General features: G+C 56.1%; 20 protein-coding genes, 1 tRNA gene and 1 rRNA gene. 4 read left to right on the top strand and 18 right to left on the bottom strand.

Annotation, left to right across the window (positions count from 1 at the left end; translation table 11 throughout):
• Nucleotides 1-57: 57 nt before the first annotated feature.
• From rrf to infA, 3 genes are all read left to right on the top strand, one after another.
• Nucleotides 58-174: ribosomal RNA gene (gene rrf, locus ADN00_RS17960) — 5S ribosomal RNA — on the top strand.
• Between the two features lie 260 nt (nucleotides 175-434).
• Entirely contained in the window at nucleotides 435-626 is a 192-nt protein-coding gene (rpsU, locus tag ADN00_RS17955) for a 30S ribosomal protein S21 (RefSeq protein WP_075064392.1), read from the top strand.
• 53 nt (nucleotides 627-679) lie between these two features.
• Complete coding sequence (gene infA, locus ADN00_RS17950) at nucleotides 680-931, top strand: translation initiation factor IF-1 (RefSeq protein ID WP_075064391.1); 252 nt, start codon at nucleotides 680-682, stop codon at nucleotides 929-931.
• Between the two features lie 173 nt (nucleotides 932-1,104).
• Here the strand turns inward: infA and ADN00_RS17945 are convergent, their stop codons facing one another.
• The 9 genes from ADN00_RS17945 to ADN00_RS17905 all read right to left on the bottom strand — a co-directional run bounded on the left by ADN00_RS17945 (nucleotide 1,105) and on the right by ADN00_RS17905 (nucleotide 10,889).
• Nucleotides 1,105-2,112, bottom strand: coding sequence for a dihydroorotate dehydrogenase-like protein (locus ADN00_RS17945; RefSeq protein ID WP_075064390.1), 1,008 nt, complete (start codon nucleotides 2,110-2,112; stop codon nucleotides 1,105-1,107).
• Nucleotides 2,113-2,174: 62 nt separating this feature from the next.
• The gene (gene nifJ, locus ADN00_RS17940) at nucleotides 2,175-5,753 is read right to left on the bottom strand and encodes a pyruvate:ferredoxin (flavodoxin) oxidoreductase (protein WP_075064389.1); all 3,579 of its coding nucleotides are present in this window, start codon (nucleotides 5,751-5,753) and stop codon (nucleotides 2,175-2,177) included.
• A gap of 280 nt (nucleotides 5,754-6,033) precedes the next feature.
• A complete protein-coding gene (locus ADN00_RS17935; protein ID WP_075064388.1) occupies nucleotides 6,034-6,570 on the bottom strand; it encodes an NUDIX hydrolase in 537 nt (178 codons plus the stop codon).
• A gap of 162 nt (nucleotides 6,571-6,732) precedes the next feature.
• Nucleotides 6,733-7,383: a LysM peptidoglycan-binding domain-containing protein gene (locus ADN00_RS17930; protein WP_075064387.1), complete on the bottom strand. Its 651-nt coding sequence runs from the start codon at nucleotides 7,381-7,383 to the stop codon at nucleotides 6,733-6,735.
• Between the two features lie 442 nt (nucleotides 7,384-7,825).
• The gene (thrB, locus tag ADN00_RS17925; protein ID WP_075064386.1) at nucleotides 7,826-8,734 is read right to left on the bottom strand and encodes a homoserine kinase; all 909 of its coding nucleotides are present in this window, start codon (nucleotides 8,732-8,734) and stop codon (nucleotides 7,826-7,828) included.
• Nucleotides 8,735-9,793, bottom strand: coding sequence for a threonine synthase (gene thrC, locus ADN00_RS17920; protein WP_075064385.1), 1,059 nt, complete (start codon nucleotides 9,791-9,793; stop codon nucleotides 8,735-8,737).
• Between the two features lie 84 nt (nucleotides 9,794-9,877).
• A complete protein-coding gene (locus tag ADN00_RS17915; RefSeq protein ID WP_075064384.1) occupies nucleotides 9,878-10,288 on the bottom strand; it encodes an OsmC family protein in 411 nt (136 codons plus the stop codon).
• A 27-nt stretch (nucleotides 10,289-10,315) separates the two neighbouring features.
• A complete protein-coding gene (locus ADN00_RS17910; protein ID WP_075064383.1) occupies nucleotides 10,316-10,591 on the bottom strand; it encodes a metal-sensitive transcriptional regulator in 276 nt (91 codons plus the stop codon).
• A gap of 85 nt (nucleotides 10,592-10,676) precedes the next feature.
• The gene (locus ADN00_RS17905) at nucleotides 10,677-10,889 is read right to left on the bottom strand and encodes an FmdB family zinc ribbon protein (RefSeq protein ID WP_075064382.1); all 213 of its coding nucleotides are present in this window, start codon (nucleotides 10,887-10,889) and stop codon (nucleotides 10,677-10,679) included.
• Nucleotides 10,890-11,104: 215 nt separating this feature from the next.
• Here ADN00_RS17905 and lexA point away from each other — a divergent pair, with 215 nt between their 5' ends.
• Nucleotides 11,105-11,830, top strand: coding sequence for a transcriptional repressor LexA (lexA, locus tag ADN00_RS17900; RefSeq protein WP_160317564.1), 726 nt, complete (start codon nucleotides 11,105-11,107; stop codon nucleotides 11,828-11,830).
• A 95-nt stretch (nucleotides 11,831-11,925) separates the two neighbouring features.
• Here lexA and rplL read toward each other — a convergent pair whose 3' ends face one another.
• The 9 genes from rplL to ADN00_RS17855 all read right to left on the bottom strand — a co-directional run.
• A complete protein-coding gene (rplL, locus tag ADN00_RS17895; protein ID WP_075064381.1) occupies nucleotides 11,926-12,303 on the bottom strand; it encodes a 50S ribosomal protein L7/L12 in 378 nt (125 codons plus the stop codon).
• A 67-nt stretch (nucleotides 12,304-12,370) separates the two neighbouring features.
• Complete coding sequence (rplJ, locus tag ADN00_RS17890; RefSeq protein WP_082390396.1) at nucleotides 12,371-12,904, bottom strand: 50S ribosomal protein L10; 534 nt, start codon at nucleotides 12,902-12,904, stop codon at nucleotides 12,371-12,373.
• Between the two features lie 243 nt (nucleotides 12,905-13,147).
• Complete coding sequence (gene rplA, locus ADN00_RS17885) at nucleotides 13,148-13,867, bottom strand: 50S ribosomal protein L1 (RefSeq protein ID WP_075064380.1); 720 nt, start codon at nucleotides 13,865-13,867, stop codon at nucleotides 13,148-13,150.
• 55 nt (nucleotides 13,868-13,922) lie between these two features.
• Nucleotides 13,923-14,348: a 50S ribosomal protein L11 gene (gene rplK / locus ADN00_RS17880; RefSeq protein ID WP_075064379.1), complete on the bottom strand. Its 426-nt coding sequence runs from the start codon at nucleotides 14,346-14,348 to the stop codon at nucleotides 13,923-13,925.
• Nucleotides 14,349-14,423: 75 nt separating this feature from the next.
• On the bottom strand, nucleotides 14,424-15,110 hold the full coding sequence (nusG, locus tag ADN00_RS17875; protein WP_407944725.1) for a transcription termination/antitermination protein NusG: 687 nt from the start codon (nucleotides 15,108-15,110) through the stop codon (nucleotides 14,424-14,426).
• Between the two features lie 33 nt (nucleotides 15,111-15,143).
• A complete protein-coding gene (secE, locus tag ADN00_RS17870) occupies nucleotides 15,144-15,353 on the bottom strand; it encodes a preprotein translocase subunit SecE (protein ID WP_160317563.1) in 210 nt (69 codons plus the stop codon).
• Nucleotides 15,354-15,419: 66 nt separating this feature from the next.
• Nucleotides 15,420-15,492, bottom strand: a tRNA-Trp gene (locus ADN00_RS17865).
• A gap of 50 nt (nucleotides 15,493-15,542) precedes the next feature.
• Nucleotides 15,543-15,713 (bottom strand): 50S ribosomal protein L33, encoded by a 171-nt coding sequence (rpmG, locus tag ADN00_RS17860; RefSeq protein WP_075064378.1) that lies wholly within the window; start codon nucleotides 15,711-15,713, stop codon nucleotides 15,543-15,545.
• Between the two features lie 41 nt (nucleotides 15,714-15,754).
• Nucleotides 15,755-15,881: EF-Tu C-terminal domain-related protein (locus tag ADN00_RS17855; RefSeq protein WP_456238514.1), on the bottom strand; the 127-nt coding region annotated here is incomplete at its 5' end.

The raw sequence follows: 15,881 nt of genomic DNA, 5'->3' as shown, positions 1-15,881 counted from the left end.
TTCGCAACGAGAAGGACTACAACATTATTCGAACCAAGGCATAGTAAAATAAAGTCTCTTGGTGATTGGAGCGGCGAGGGTACACCCGGTAACATTCCGAACCCGGTAGTTAAGGTCGCCAGCGCCGATGGTACTTGGGGGGCGACCCCCTGGGAGAGTAGGTCATTGCCAAGAGACTTTTATTATTTCCCTCTGCCTGGTCTTGTACCCCACCGTCCTTCTCCGCAGCAATTTGACAATTACGGCAGGGTCGGGTATAATTTCTTTGCTATCACTGTGAAGGTTTTTCTTTTATTAGATGATAGGAGGTTGCGGCTCGATTGCACGGAAGGACGCGAGATAGCATAGCCCTTTTACGGAACTCGGTTGCAGCCTCTTGCAAGCGAGTTTGTTTTTTAATCTTTAATCCGATCACGAAGGGAGGTGAAAACTCCATGGCCACAGTCGTTCTACGAGCTAATGAGTCTCAAGATCAACTGCTGAAGCGCTTTCGCAAGAAAGTGGTGAAGAGTGGTGTATTGAGCACGGTACGACGCAAACGCTGGTTCGTTTCAAAAAGCGAACTGCGACGCGTTGAGAAGAAGAAGGCGATTCGCCGGATCAAACGCCGCCAGATTGAGCACTAATCGGCTCGCTTCTGGGTTCCGGGGATTGCAGGTTTTGAATTTTGGAGGAGTGAATGCCTAAAGAAGAGGATAAAGTATTAGTGGAGGGGACAATTGTTGAGGCGCTGCCGGGTACGCAGTTTAAGGTACGCCTGGACAATGACCACGAGGTGCTTGCTTATCTTTCTGGCCGGATGCGTAAGTATTACATCCGCATTTTGCTGGGAGATCGGGTGCGCGTGGAAATGTCTCCTTATGATCTGACCCGCGGCCGGATTGTGTACCGGCAGAAAAAAGGCAGCTCTCAGTTCGTTGGTTTGGAATAGGCTCCCCGGCTGTTTCACTGCTCTTTGTGATGGATTAAAGGAAAAGCACCCTGCCCAATTGCGGCGGGGTGTTTTTTATTACGCTGGTTGGCTGCTTTCGTATTAAAGATCCGCGCCCTTCTCAAATAGAGAGGGGCGCGGTGTGTTTCTTGTTGGCTGGCTGTTTACACAGGTCAGTCTTTGAGCCGGTTGTCAAACGTGGAGAGGGCTTTCATATAGTTGGCTCGCTCAAATACAGCTGGTTGGGCTACCGATTTCTGGCTCATGCTGCCGCGCATCTGGCTGACGGAGGCGTATTCTTTGCCTTCCATCCAGGCTTGCAGTTCTACCAGAATTTCACTCACGCGCCCCGGGCCTTTTTCCACCAGCTCTGAGGCCATCATGGCCACGTCGGCGCCCGCCATAATGGCTTTGGCCGCGTCTTGAGCGGTGTGAACGCCGCTGGTGAGCGCCAGGCTGGCATTGAGCCGCCCGTAGAGGATGGCTATCCAACGCAGCGGCAGGCGCAAATCTTCGGACGTGCTGAGGTGTAAGCTGGGCTGCACTTCGAAGTTCTCAATATCCAGGTCTGGTTGATAAAAGCGATTGAATAGAACCAGACCTTTTGCGCCAGCTTTCACCAGGCGGCTGAGGAAATGCGGCAGGGCGGTGTAGTAGGGGCTGATCTTGACGGCCAGCGGAATGCGAATTTGCTCGCTGACATCGTACACCAGGTTGACGTAGGCGTCTTCCAACTGCTGCGAGTCTGTTTCGGTGGCGGTAGGTACGAAGTAGATGTTCAGTTCCAGGGCGTCGGCGCCGGCCTCTTCGATGCTTTTGGCATATTTTACCCACCCGCCGCTTGAAATGCCGTTGAGGCTGGCGATAATGGGGATTTGGACGGCTTCTTTGGCTTTACGAATCAGGTCCAGGTAATTCTCTGGGCCAACATTGTAGGTTTGCATCTCGGGAAAGTAGGTGAGCGCTTCAGCGAAGCTCTCGGTGCCGAGGTTGAGGAAGTAGTCCAGTTCGCGGCTGGCGTGGTTGATTTGCTCTTCGAAGAGCGAATACATCACCACTGCCGAAATGCCCTGGTCTTCCAGTTTTCGGATGGTACCCACTTTTTTCGATAATGGAGAGGCAGAAGCAACCAAGGGATTCTTGAGCTGCAGCCCCATATACTTTGAACTTAGATCTACCATACGTTTTTCCCTCTCTTTCTATTCATCCTTAAATTTAGATGAGCGCGAGGGTAAAAAGTTACTTATTCCTCGTCTGAATTATATTGAATTTCGGCCATCTGGCGGTAGAGATTCCAGCGTTTGCGGGCGTCTGCCGTGGCTTCTTTCATCAATACTTCGGCGCGTTCCTCGTTGGACTGGACGAGCATGCGGTAGCGGGTTTCGTTGTAGGCGTAGTCTTTGAACTCTACGCTGGGCTCTTTGCTGTCCAGCTGCAGGGGGTTCTTGCCTTCTTCGGCCAGGTTGGGGTTGTAGCGGAAGAGCGGCCAGGCGCCTGAGTTGACGGCCAGTTTTTGCTGTTCGAGGCCGTTGCGCATGTTGATACCGTGGTTGATGCAGTGCGAGTAGGCAATCACCAGCGAGGGGCCGTCGTAGGCGTCGGCTTCGAGGAGGGCGCGCAGGGTGTGGGTGTCGTTGTAGCCCATGGCAACGCGGGCGACATAGATGTAGCCGTAAGACATGGCGATCATGCCCAGGTCTTTCTTGGGCAGGCCCTTGCCTGAGGCGGCAAATTTGGCAACCGCGGCGCGCGGGGTGGCTTTGGAGGACTGGCCGCCAGTGTTGGAGTAAACTTCGGTGTCCATGACCAGAACATTGACGTTGCGGCCAGAGGCGAGAACGTGGTCCAAACCGCCGTAACCAATGTCGTAAGCCCAACCGTCACCGCCGAGGATCCAAACACTCTTGCGGGCCAGCACGTCGGCCAGGGTGAGCAGGTGGAAAGCGCGGCTGTCTTTGGCTTTGAGGGCTTCCAGTTTGTCTTTCAGCACGGCGATGCGCTGGCGCTGTTGGGCGATGCCAGTTTCGGTGCTTTGATCGGCGTTGATCAGTTCGCTGGCCAGGGTTTCGCCAATTTCGCTGGAGAGCTGCTGAACCAGTTCAAGGGCGTATTCTTGCTGCTTGTCGAGGGTGAGGCGCATGCCCATGCCGAACTCGGCGTTGTCTTCGAACAGAGAGTTCGACCATACCGGGCCGCGGCCGTCGTTGTTCTGCGAATAAGGCGTGGTGGGCAGGTTGCCGCCGTAGATGGAGGAGCAGCCAGTGGCGTTGGCAATGACCATGCGGTCGCCGAAGAGCTGGGTGAGCAGTTTGATGTAGGGGGTTTCACCGCAGCCGGCGCAGGCGCCCGAGAACTCAAACAAGGGCTGCAAGAGCTGGGAGTTTTTGACCGTGTCGTGCTTGAAGAGCGTGCGGTCGGGGTTGGGAAGCGACAGGAAGAAGTCCCAATTTTTGACTTCCTGCTCGCGCAGAGGCGGCTGGGCGGCCATATTAATAGCTTTGCGGCCCACCTGGGTTTTGTCTTTGGCGGGGCAGGCTTCTACGCACAAACCGCAGCCGGTGCAGTCTTCGGGAGAGACCTGGATGGTGAACTTCATGCCGGGAATTTCTTTGAACTTGGCGTCTACCGATTTGAAGGCGGCCGGGGCGTTCTCGAGCAGGGCGGGTTCGTAAATCTTCTGGCGGATGACGGCATGCGGGCAAACAAAGGCGCACTTACCGCACTGGATACACAGGTCGGGTTCCCACACCGGAATTTCGAGGCTGATGTTGCGTTTTTCCCACTGGGTGGTGCCGGTGGGGTAGGTGCCGTCGATGGGCATGGCGCTGACGGGGATGTCGTCGCCTTCAAAGACCATCATCTTGCCCAACACGTCTTTAACGAATTCGGGGGCGTTGGCGGGCACCGGTTGGCGGCGCGAGAAGCTGCTGGTGGCTTTTTCGGGCACTTTCACCTCAAAGAGGTTGGCCAGAGAGCTATCTACGGCGTTGTAGTTAGCCTGAACAACGGCCTCGCCGCGCTTGCCATAGGTTTTCTTGATGGATTTCTTGATCTGCGCGATGGCTTCGTCACGCGGCAGAATGCCAGAGATGGCGAAGAAGCAGGTCTGCATAATGGTGTTGACGCGGCCGCCCATGTTGGCATTCTTGGCCACTTCGTAGCCATCGATGACGTAGAACTTGAGCTGCTTGTCGATGATGTCTTGCTGTACTTCGAGAGGCAGGTGATCCCACACTTCTTCTGGCCCGTAGATGCTGTTTAGCAGGAATACGCCGCCCTGTTTGGCGTATTTGAGGATGTCGAGCTTCTCTAAGAAGGTGAACTGGTGGCAGGCCACAAAGTCGGCATCGCCTTCCTGGATGAGGTAAGGGGCTTTGAGCGGTTTGGGACCAAAGCGCAGGTGTGAAACGGTGAGCGAGCCGGATTTCTTCGAGTCGTAAACGAAGTAGCCCTGAGCGTTGAAGTCGGTTTCTTCACCAATGATTTTGATGGAGTTTTTGTTGGCGCCCACAGTGCCGTCGGAGCCCAGGCCAATGAAGACGCAACGTTTGGTCTCGGGGGCGGCAATGGAGAAGTGCGGGTCGTACGCCAGGCTGGTGTGGGTTACGTCGTCGTTGATACCTACGGTGAAGTGGTTCTTGGGCTGGGCTTTGGCCAGTTCTTCGTAGACGGCTTTGACCATGCCGGGGGTAAATTCTTTGGAGGAAAGACCGTAGCGGCCACCGATAATGGTGGGAATGGTTTTGAAGGGTGTGGTGCCGTTGGCCAGGCCTTCTTCGATGGCGGTAACAACATCGGTGTAAAGCGGTTCGCCAGTGGCGCCGGGTTCTTTGGTGCGGTCGAGGACGGCGATGGCTTTGACGCTGGCCGGCAGAGTCTTAAGGAAGGCTTCAACCGCGAAGGGGCGGTAGAGGCGCACAACCAGCACACCCACTTTTTCTCCGCGTTCCATCAGGTATTTGGCGGTTTCTTCGGCAGTTTCGGCGCCAGAGGCCATAATGATGATCACGCGTTCGGCATCGGGTGAGCCGTAGTAGTCGTACAGGTGGTAGCTGCGGCCGGTGAGGGCGGCAAACTTATCCATGGCCTTTTGCACAATCGCCGGGCAGGCGTTGTAGAACGGGTTAACCGTTTCGCGGCCCTGGAAGTAGACATCGGGGTTCTGGGCGGTGCCGCGCATGGCGGGTCGGTCGGGGGAAAGGCCACGGGCGCGGTGGGCTGCAACGGCTTCGTCGTTGATCATTTGCCGCATCACGTCTTCGGGGATCAATTCTATTTTGCTGACTTCGTGCGAGGTGCGGAAACCGTCGAAGAAGTGCACAAAGGGAATGCGCGCCTCGAGGCTGGCGGCGGTGCTGATGAGGGCCATGTCGTGGGCTTCTTGCACAGAAGCGGAAGCCAGGAAGCCGAAGCCGGTGCTGCGCGCGCTGTAGATATCGGAATGGTCGCCAAAGATCGAGAGCGCCTGGGCGGCCAGCGAGCGGGCGGAGACGTGGAAGACGGTTGAGGTCAGTTCGCCGGCGATCTTGTACATGTTGGGAATCATCAGCAGCAGGCCTTGAGAGGCGGTGAAGGTGGTGGTCAGCGATCCGGTAGTGAGAGCGCCGTGCACGGCTCCGGCCGCGCCGCCTTCAGACTGCATTTCGGTTACCTGCGGGACAGTTCCCCAGATGTTGCGCACACGGGCGGCAGACCAGGCATCGGCATGTTCACCCATGTTTGAGGAAGGGGTGATCGGGTAAATGGCGATCACTTCGTTGAGGCGGTAGGCAACGTAGGCTACGGCCTCATTTCCATCAATTGTTGTCAGTTGACGCGTCATTTGAATACTCCTGAGGGAAAATAATGAGAAAGATTTTCGTCAAACATCTGGTTCGTTAATCTTTCATGTGAACTGCCCACGCTGAACCAACGTACAGGCAGACTTCTAGACATTAAACCTAGTGAAGTTTAACGGAAAAACGTCATTTCGTTTAGTTATAAAGATCACAATATGCTATGCGTCCTGTCATAATTCAGACAAAGCATCTGCGGTTTGTGTTTTATATGGGCGGCGCGAAAGCAGCGGTGCGGCAAGCTCTGTTGGCGTCGGAATGGAGCTATCAGGCTTCGGGGCGAAGGTAAGGCTCAGCCAGCAGCAAGGCAGCCAGACTTTTTGAGTCCTGAATTTCTCCACGGCGGGCCATCGCGTAGGCCTCTTCGATGGGAATGGCTTTCACCTGTAAAAATTCGTCGGGGTCGGCCTGTAAGGGGGCCGGGGTGAGGTCGGTGGCGAGGTAGGCATACATTAATTCGCTGGAGTAGCCGGGAGCCAGGTAGTATTCTCCCAGGCGGATCAGCTTTCCGGCGGCCATGCCGGTTTCTTCGCGGATTTCGCGTGCGGCAGAAGCCTCAGGGGTTTCGCCGTCTTCATCCACACCAGCGGGGAGTTCTAACAATAAATTTTCCGCGCCCAGGCGGTATTGGCTGACGAATAATATGCGTCCGTGCTCATCGACTGGCACAATGGAGACGCTGTCGTTGTGGCGCACCAGGTCGTAGCTGGCCTGACGGCCATCGGGGAGAGTAAAATCCACTTTTTCTACGCTAAACGCGCGCCCGCGATAATGGGTTTGGCTGCCGGTGATTGTAAATTTCATGTGCGCTTGCCTTGTGCTGCAATTGTGATTCGGCGGGTGCCGGTAGTGCGTTAATTTGATTTTATCAGAAATTGCGACGCAAGGGTAAAATAATGCAGGCGGGAATTTCTCCCGCCTGATTGTGGGTTCAAATGGATGCAGCGAAGAGCCTTGCGCCAGCGATTACGGAATTTTGATGACTTTGCCAGCAGTGAGGGTGTAAGGCTCTTCCAACCCGTTGGCGATGGCGATGGCGTTGGGGTCTACGTCGCCGTAGGCGCAGGCCACGGTGTAGATGGTATCGCCAGCTTTGACGGTGTAGTCGGCGGGATGGCTCTTGAGAGCGCGATCACCGGCAGACCAGGTGCCGCTGGAAGGGATCTTGAGGGTGGTGCCGGGGTTGACCACCGCGCCAGAGCCCAGGCCGTTCAGGCTGAGCAGGTCCGCAATGTTGACATTGTAGCGGCGCGCGATGCAGTAGGGGAATTCACCCTTTTGCAGCGTGTAGGTGGCCGGGCGGGTGAGGGTGGGAATGGCGGCCATGGTCGACGTTGCCGTGGGGGCTGCGGTGGGGGCCGTGGTGGCTTCAGCAGGCGCAGCGGTAACATCTGCGGCAGGGGTTACCCCCTGGGCTTGCTGGGTTTGCATGGCGTTCTGCGTGGCAGACGTGATGGCTTCTTGCAGGATGTCGGGTTGCGTGGCAATGGGGCCCAGCGGTGAATCTTCACCGGTTTTGGGCTCAGTGGTTGCGGTGGATGCCGAGCGCGTGCAGGCCGAGAACACCAGGCTGAATGCGATCAGAACCAATACAAGGCTTAACGATTTCTTGTACATTGCAGGCTCTCCTTCCTGAGATGCGCGGCTGCACGGTTTGCAGTTGGGCGCACTTTTTAACATTTCTAATCATGGTAGCATAACCCTTTTTAGCCGTCAAGCGCTATGTTGCATTATCCATGCCAGGCGCTGGCATGGCGCGGCTGCGCAGAGCGAGCGGCTGATCAGGGAGAGAGGTTGTCCGCCCCCCTCTTGAATCGATTCTACAAGAAGGCCGGTTGATTTGTCAACCAAGTTTGTGGGTTTATTACCGGTTTTATGGGGTTTTATGACCAGAGTGGGTATTTTTTTGAGGATATTGGTGAGCGTTGAGGCGCGCTGCCGCCAGGCGCCCAGGTATAAACAAAGACGGGGCGCAGGTATTGCGCCCCGATTAGTAGTTTGTTGAGCTCATGCTGCACAGATTGAGCGGCTTTCCAATAAGCGTCTGCCTGTCCGGAGGTTAAGACTCAATTTGCGCGCCCAGGTTGGTGGTGCGCAAAGCGAAGGCGCGCGCGGGGGTTCCGGCATCCTGGTAGGCGCGCTGCATGGCGTTTGCCACTGCCCCGGCTGGTTGGCGGGTGAAGGCGATCAGGCTGGGGCCGGCGCCCGAGATGGCGGCGGCCTGCGCGCCAGCCTGCAGGGCGGCCTCAATCACCTGGGCAGCCCCCGGCATAAGCGGAAGGCGGTACGGCTGGTGCAGGCGGTCTTGCATGACCTGCCCCAGCAGTTCCAGGTCGCCGCTGCGCAGGGCTTCGACCACCAGGGCGGTGCGGCTGATATTGAAGACGGCGTCTGCCAGGCTGACGTTTTTGGGCAGCGCCGCGCGCGCGGCGCGGGTGGGCAGGTCAATTTCGCCCAGGGCAACGGCAACGTGCAGTTCGGGCAGGTCGTAGCGGCGGGTGAGCAGGCGTTGTTCGCCGGCGGCGATGATCACCAGCCCACCATAGATAGCAGCGGCAGCGTTGTCGGGGTGGCCTTCAATCTGATCGGCGTATTCCAGGATGCTATCGGGTGAGGCGCCAACACCCGTGAGCTGGCTGGCACCCAGCATTCCGGCGACGACAGCGGCGGCCGATGAACCCATGCCTGAGCCAAGCGGAATGTGATTGCGGCAGACCACGCGCAGCCCGCTGGGGGCCGGCAGGCCGTTAAGGGCGCAAAACTGCAGGTAAGACTGCGCAACCAGGTTTTGTTCGCTGGCGGGCACCAGACCCGCGCCCTCGCCTTGAACTTCCACATGAATGCCGCTGCCTTGCAGGGAAAAGGTTACTTCGTTCCACAGGTCCAGCGCCACGCCCAGGCAGTCGAATCCGGGGCCCAGGTTGGCGGTGGTGGCCGGAACGCTGACTTTGACAGTCTGCAGGCTCATTTAGCGCTCTCCCAGGATGGCTTCTTCCATGGCGGCCAGGGTGGCGGGCAGGGCGCGCGGGGTGGCTGCCTGGCGGGTGATGATATCGGGGTCTTTGAGTCCGTGACCGGTGCAAATGGCAACAATGCGCTTGCCTTTGGGGTCCAGTTGGCCGGTGCGGATCTGGTGGACCAGTCCGCACACCCCGGCGGCAGAGGCGGGTTCGACCCACACGCCGTGTGAGGCGAGCTGGCGCTGGGCAGCCAAAATGGCGTCATCGCTCATGGCGATGATGCGCCCGTTGGATTCTTCGGCGGCTTGCAGGGCCTCTTCACCGCGGGCCGGTTTGCCAATGCGAATGGCGGTGCAGACTGTCTCGGGGTGCTCTACGGGGTGGCCGATGACCAGCGGGGCAGAGCCTTCGGCCTGTACTCCCAAAATGCGCGGCAGGCCGCTCTGTTTGAGGGTGTTGTACTGCCGGAAGCCCATCCAATAGGAGGTGATGTTGCCGGCGTTGCCCACCGGCAGGCAGAGCCAATCGGGGGCGGCGCCGAGGGTATCGCAAATTTCGAAGGCGGATGATTTTTGACCTTCGAGGCGATAAGGGTTAAGGGAATTGACCAGGGCAATGGGGTGGCGTTGGCTGATCTGCACCACCAGATTAAGGGCGTCGTCGAATGAGCCTTTGATCTGAATAACTTCTGCGCCGTAGGCCATAGCGCCGGCCAGCTTGCCGGTTGCCACTTTGCCGTCGGGGATGATGACCACGGCGCGCATACCGGCGCGCGACGCGTAGGCGGCCGCGGAAGCGGCTGTGTTGCCGGTGGAGGCGCAGATGACGGCTTTGGCGCCGCGCCCGGCCGCTTCGGAGACGGCGGCGGTCATGCCGCGATCTTTGAAGCTGCCCGTGGGGTTGAGGCCTTCAAATTTGACGTACAGTTCAAACCCACCGCCCAACTCGGCCGCCAGGCCGGGCATGGGGATGAGCGGGGTGTTGCCTTCCAGCAGGGTGATGGGCAGGGTGTGGGCGGGCAGGTCCATCAGGTGGCCGTATTGGGCCAATACGCCGTTATATGCCATGATGCTGTTCTCCTCATCAATAAAAAATCATGCCAGTTGTGAAAACCTGGCATGATTATACCAATGCTTTATAAGGAAGAGCTGCTAGGAAAGAGGGAGAATCTCGTAACTGGTGGTGATTTCGGCCACACCCCGCACCGTGGCGGCCACCGAGCAGTATTTTTCTTCGGAGAGCTGAATGGCTGTTTCGGCGTCTTTGGGGGTGATGTCTTTGCCGGAGAGGATGTACTTGAGGTGGATTTTGCGGAACGGCCAGGGCGGGTCGGCGTCTTGCTCGCCGGTTGCCTGGATTTCAAGAGAGGCCAGCGGTTTGCGGCGCTTTTCGAGGATGGAGACAACGTCCACGGCGGTACAAGAGGCCAATGCGACGAGGAGCATTTCCGAAGGCTTCATGCCGATGCCTTCGGAGGGGGTGGAAAGGACCACGGAATGCTGGGTGGAATCAACGCCTACAAATTTTCCGCCGCCAATCCAACGCACTTGTGCTGAACTCATGGTGTCCTTCTTTCTGTGGGTTTTGAATCAGGGGGCTTTACCGATGAGGGCGATCAGATCTTTGAGCAGCAGCTTACGCTCTTGCAGGTCATCGGTGCCGGCCAGGTTGATGAGGCAGTTCTCGGAGAACTCTTCGAGCATGGCCTGGCTGGCGCTTTGCACCGCCGAGCGGATGGCCGCCATTTGCTGCATGATCTCATGGCAGTCGCGGTTTTCGTCGATCATGGTTTGCACGCCGCGCACCTGACCTTCGATGCGGCGCAGGCGGCTGATTAATTGCTTCTGAACCTGTGGGTCTTGCATCTTCACGGCTGCACCTGATTTTCTCCTCATCGGATACGGTTATATACACTGGGTGGGCTGCGCCGCAGCCCAATAGAGCTTAACCTCAGCGAAAGCGGCTGGAACTACCGCCGCAAGAGCCTGAATTGGAAGATGAATTGGGCGAGTAAAAACCGAAGGAAGAAAAGCTGGTTACTTGCTTGTGGGTGGCGTTGCTTTCACAATTGGGGCATTGAGGAAGCTTGTCGGAATCGGAGTAAGAGACCAGTTTTTCAAATTCGTACAGGCATTCTTCACATTGGTATCGGTAAAGAGGCATGGAAGAAAACGCTCCTTGGCAAGGGGATATATACTCTACTGGAGTATAGCATATCTTACGCACGCGTCAAGATTTGGCGGATGAGAGTTGGTTAAAAAAGGAGGGAAAGGAGATTATGGGTAGAAAAAAACTGCTTGACACAGAACGGATGTTCGTGTATTATATTCGTAGTACAAATGTTTGATTTTGCGGTAACTGGACATAAGGAGCGTCTTATGATGGCACGAAAGAAAGCCGGCCTGAGCGAGCGGCATAAGAAGATTATGCGCTACCTGGAGAAATTTCAGGAAGATTCCGGGTATTCGCCCTCCATCCGGCAGATTGGCGAAAGCATTGGGGTGAAGTCCACCTCATTGGTGGATTATTACCTGAAGCAGTTGGAAGAATTTGGATACATTGAGCGCGATTCGCATGTGTCGCGCAGCATTCGCCTGCTGCAGCCCCTGCCCACCTCTGTGGGTGAGAAGGTGGTGAGCGCTGCCAAGAGCGTGGCCGCCACGCTGACCGATGTCATCACCATCCCGCTGCAGGGCCGTATTGTGGCCAGCGCGCCGCTGCCCATGCCCGCTTCGGATTTTAACTATTTTGACGCGGAAAGCGGTGTGGATATTGCCCGCAGCCTGCTCCCTCCGCGCGAGAATGTGGACGATCTCTTCGCGCTGGAAGTGGACGGCGATTCAATGATTGATGCGATGATCAACGACGGTGATATTGTGATTATGAAGCGCGCCCAGCAGGCCAACAACGGCGAAATGGTGGCCGTATGGCTGGACGATAATGATGAGACCACGCTGAAGTACTTCTACAAAGAAAAAGACCGCATCCGCTTGCAGCCCGCGAACCCCACTATGCAGCCGATTTATGTGGATAACCCCAAACAGGTGCGCATTATGGGTAAAGTGGTGATGGTCATCCGCCAGGTTCGTAACGTAGCCATGTAGGCGTTCTTCTTCCGCAAAATCAACGCCCGCGAAACGATAACAAAAATCCCCCGATTTTGTCGGGGGATTTTCTTTGCTGTTTGGGGTTGAAAGAACTACGCGAGTTCGATCACGCCACCAGCGGCTTCCAGTTTGGCCTTGGCATCGGCGGCAGCTTCTTTGCTGACGGCGGTGAGGACCTTGGAGCCAGCGGTTTCGGCCATTTGTTTGGCTTCCACGAGGCCCAGGCTGGTGAGCTGGCGAATGACTTTGATGACTTCGATTTTCTTGGGGCCAGCGTCTTTGAGGACGACATCGAACTCGGTCTTTTCTTCTTCGGGTTCGGCAGCGGCGGCGACGGGGGCGGCGGCGGCAACAGCCACAGGAGCGGCGGCGGAAACGCCCCACTTCTCTTCGAGAGCCTTAACCAGTTCAGCAGCTTCGAGCACGGTGAGGGCGCTCAATTGTTCAATAATTTTGTCGAGATCAGCCATTGTAAATACTCCTTATCAGGTGTTTGTTTGTAAAAGTTGGTTACTACATTTGTTCAAAAAACGGTGCTTACGCAGCAGCGGGGGCGCTGTCTTTTTCTGAGTAAGCTTTGATAACAGCGGCCAAACCACGAGCCGGTTCGGCCAGGGTGCGGACCAATTGCGATGCGGGGGCCATGATGGTGCCCAGCAGCGTGGCGCGCATAACAGGCAGCGGGGGCAGGTCGGCAAGGGCTTTGATCTGCTGAGCGCTGATTTCCTTATTGTCCAGGAAGCCTTTTTTCAGGGCAAAGATCTCTGATTTCGCGGTAATTTCATCAAAAGCTTTGGCCAGAGCGGGGGCGTCTTGCAGGGCGAAGCCGACCAGCGAGGTGCCAGCCAGTTTCGACTTGACTTCGTAGCCCTGTTCTTTGAGGGCGATGGTGAACAACGTGTTCTTACAAATATGGGCCACGCCACCGGCCTCGCGCACTTTCGCGCGGAACGTGTCGATTTCTTTCATGTTCATCTTGCCGTGCTCGATGATGAAGACGGCCTGGCTCTTTTGCAGTAATTCGCTGTATTCAGCCACCATTTTCTGTTTTTGCTCTTTGGTGAATGCCAAGGGTTTTCACCTCCTTCCGTTTTTAGAATTAGAAATAAAAAGTCTTTGTCTGGTTCTATGCCAGGCAAAGACTTTCACAGGCGCGCTGAAGCAGCACGGCCTTTTTTGAGTGATCGTCTTCACCTGGGCTGGATATTAAGCCTTGCGGCACCGGCTGTCATGGGCGAAGCCAAAGTTTTTTGATTTCTGTGGGCGCATTTTTCTGAAGCAGAAGGGCGCGCCCAACCCATCTATTATACTCGATTATTCGCGATTTTCCATGCTTTGGGCAAGGTTGGCATCCACACGAATGCCAGGGCCCATAGTGGAGGTAACCGTTACGCGGCGGATGTACGAGCCTTTGGCAGCCGAGGGGCGAGCCTTCTTAATGGCTTCCATCAGCGCGGCCAGGTTTTCGTACAGTTTGTCGGCATCGAACGACACTTTGCCAATCGGCACATGCAGGTTGGCGGTTTTGTCGAGACGGAACTCAACGCGACCGGCTTTCGATTCTTGAATGACACGCGGCAGGTCAGAGGGCTGCACAACGGTGCCCGCTTTGGGGTTCGGCATCAGACCGCGGGGGCCCAACACACGGCCCAGACGGCCGGCTTTACCCATCATATCGGGAGTGGCGATGGCCACGTCGAAATCGAACCAACCATCCTGAATTTTCTTGATCCATTCGTCCGTGTCGGCGATGTAATCGGCGCCGCCCTGTTCAGCGTATTGAACGCCTTCACCCTGGGCGAAGACGAGCACGCGCACCGTTTTACCCAAACCGTGGGGCAAAACAACCACGTCGCGCACCTGCTGGTCAGCCTGGCGCGGGTCGAGGCCCATGCGCATGTGAACTTCCACAGTCGCGTCAAAATTGGTGGTGCTGGTTTGTTTAACCAGATCCACGGCTTCCTGCGGGGTATAGTATTGCCCGGGGTTGAGTTTTTCGCGGGCGGTTAAGTATTTCTTTCCGTGTTTCGGCATTACGGCTCCTTTGTGGTAGTAACGGCCCCGAAAAGACAGGACCTCCCACTGTTAACTAATCTTCTACAACAATACCCATGTTGCGGGCGGTCCCTTCGACCTGGCGCATGGCGCCTTCAATATCAATGGCGTTGGTGTCTTTCAGCTTGATTTCGGCGATTTCACGCACCTGGGCGCGGGACACTTTGCCGACTTTTTCCCGGTTGGGAACGGCTGATCCACGCTCGATGCCAGCCGCTTTGCGCAGCAGAACCGCGGTGGGTGAAGATTTGAGCACGAAGGTGAAAGAACCATCCGTGTAGACGGTGATTTCTGCGGGAATAATTTCGCCCATGCGGTTTTGGGTGCGGGCGTTATATTCTTTGCAGAAAGCCATGATATTGATACCATGCCCGGCCAGGGCAGGACCAATGGGCGGTGCCGGATTGGCTTTACCGGCAGTGATTTGCAACTTGACAACTGCTTTTAACTTTTTTGCCACAACTTATCTCCTTTGTGGTGTTAGCGGGCGGTTTCACCCTCCCACGAATCTCAGCTCGCCAGGCGGCAAGCTGGTTTACGACTTTTCTACTTGTAAGAAGTCCAATTCAACGGGGGTTTCACGCCCGAAGAAATTGACCATTACACGAACCTTGGTGCGTTCCATGTCGATTTCCGAAACGGTGCCGCGGAAATCGTTGAATGGGCCGTCGATAATGCGCACGCGCTCGCCAACTTTGAAGGTAACTTTGATGTGTGGCGCTTCGGCTTCCATGCGCTTGAGGATTTGGACTACCTCTTCGGGGCGCAGGGGAGTGGGGTCGTTGCCCATGCCAACAAAACCGGTTACACCGGGGGTGTTGCGCACCACATACCACGATTCTTCGGTGAGGACCATGTTGACCAGCACATAGCCGGGGAAGACATGGCGTTCAACCACGCGGCGCTTGCCATCTTTGACGTCGATCTCTTCTTGGGTGGGGATCACCACGTCAAAGATTTTGTCTTTCATTCCCATGGTTTCAATGCGCTGTTCAAGATTATGGCGCACTTTGTTTTCGTAGCCCGAATAGCAGTGAATGACATACCAAGAGCGGTCGTCTCCTTCACCTTCAGGTTGTGCCTCATGATCTGAAAGCGTCGATACATCCCGTTGGGACGCGTCGAGACCTTCCACGTCATCCGCGAAGTTATCCAATTCGGGGGTGTGGGAGGTCATATCATCTTCGTTGAATTCAGAATCGAATTCGCTGTGAGCGTCCATTATTATGCCACCTCAATCCAAAAAGCTTGCCGATTATGCAAAGATCAGACCGACCAGCTTTGAAAAGACAAAGTCCAAAACGCCAAGAATTGCGCTCATCACGACCATGGTGAGCAAAACGATCTTGGTGAGCCGCCAGGCATCATGGGTGGTGGGCCAGGTGACTTTGCGAAGCTCGCCGACGGTTTCTCGCCACCACTTTGCGATCGGGTTTGGTTTTTTGGTTTCGTTTTTGTCTGACACGGGCAGTGTCTCCTTTATTTTATGTCTAAAACGCCGCCTCGATGGACGGCGCTAGAAGACTGAAGGCAGGCGAGGCAGGAATCGAACCCACAACCTACGGTTTTGGAGACCGTTGCTCTACCAATTGAGCTACTCGCCTATGCTGCATGTGGGGTGCCTGTGCACCCCACATGATTGTTGCATTGTTACTTACTTGGTCTCACGGTGCGGGGTGTGTTTTTTGCAGCGCGAGCAGTATTTCTTCAGTTCCATGCGCCCCGGATCATTGCGGCGGTTCTTCTCGGTGGTGTAATTGCGTTCTTTACATTCCGTGCACGCCAGCGTGATAACCGGGCGGATATCTTTTTTCTTAGATGCCATATTTTTCTATCTCAGCCCGTTCCGGGACTGATTCTCCTTAACTAAGCCAGAATCTTGGTGATAACGCCGGCGCCCACGGTCAGACCGCCTTCGCGGATCGCGAATTTGGAACCCTGCTCGAGCGCAACCGGAACGATCAGTTCAGCGGTCATGTTGATGTTGTCGCCG

The organism is Ornatilinea apprima (genome assembly GCF_001306115.1).
GTDB classification, from domain to species: domain Bacteria; phylum Chloroflexota; class Anaerolineae; order Anaerolineales; family Anaerolineaceae; genus Ornatilinea; species Ornatilinea apprima.
This window is presented reverse-complemented; position numbering and strand designations above follow the sequence as displayed.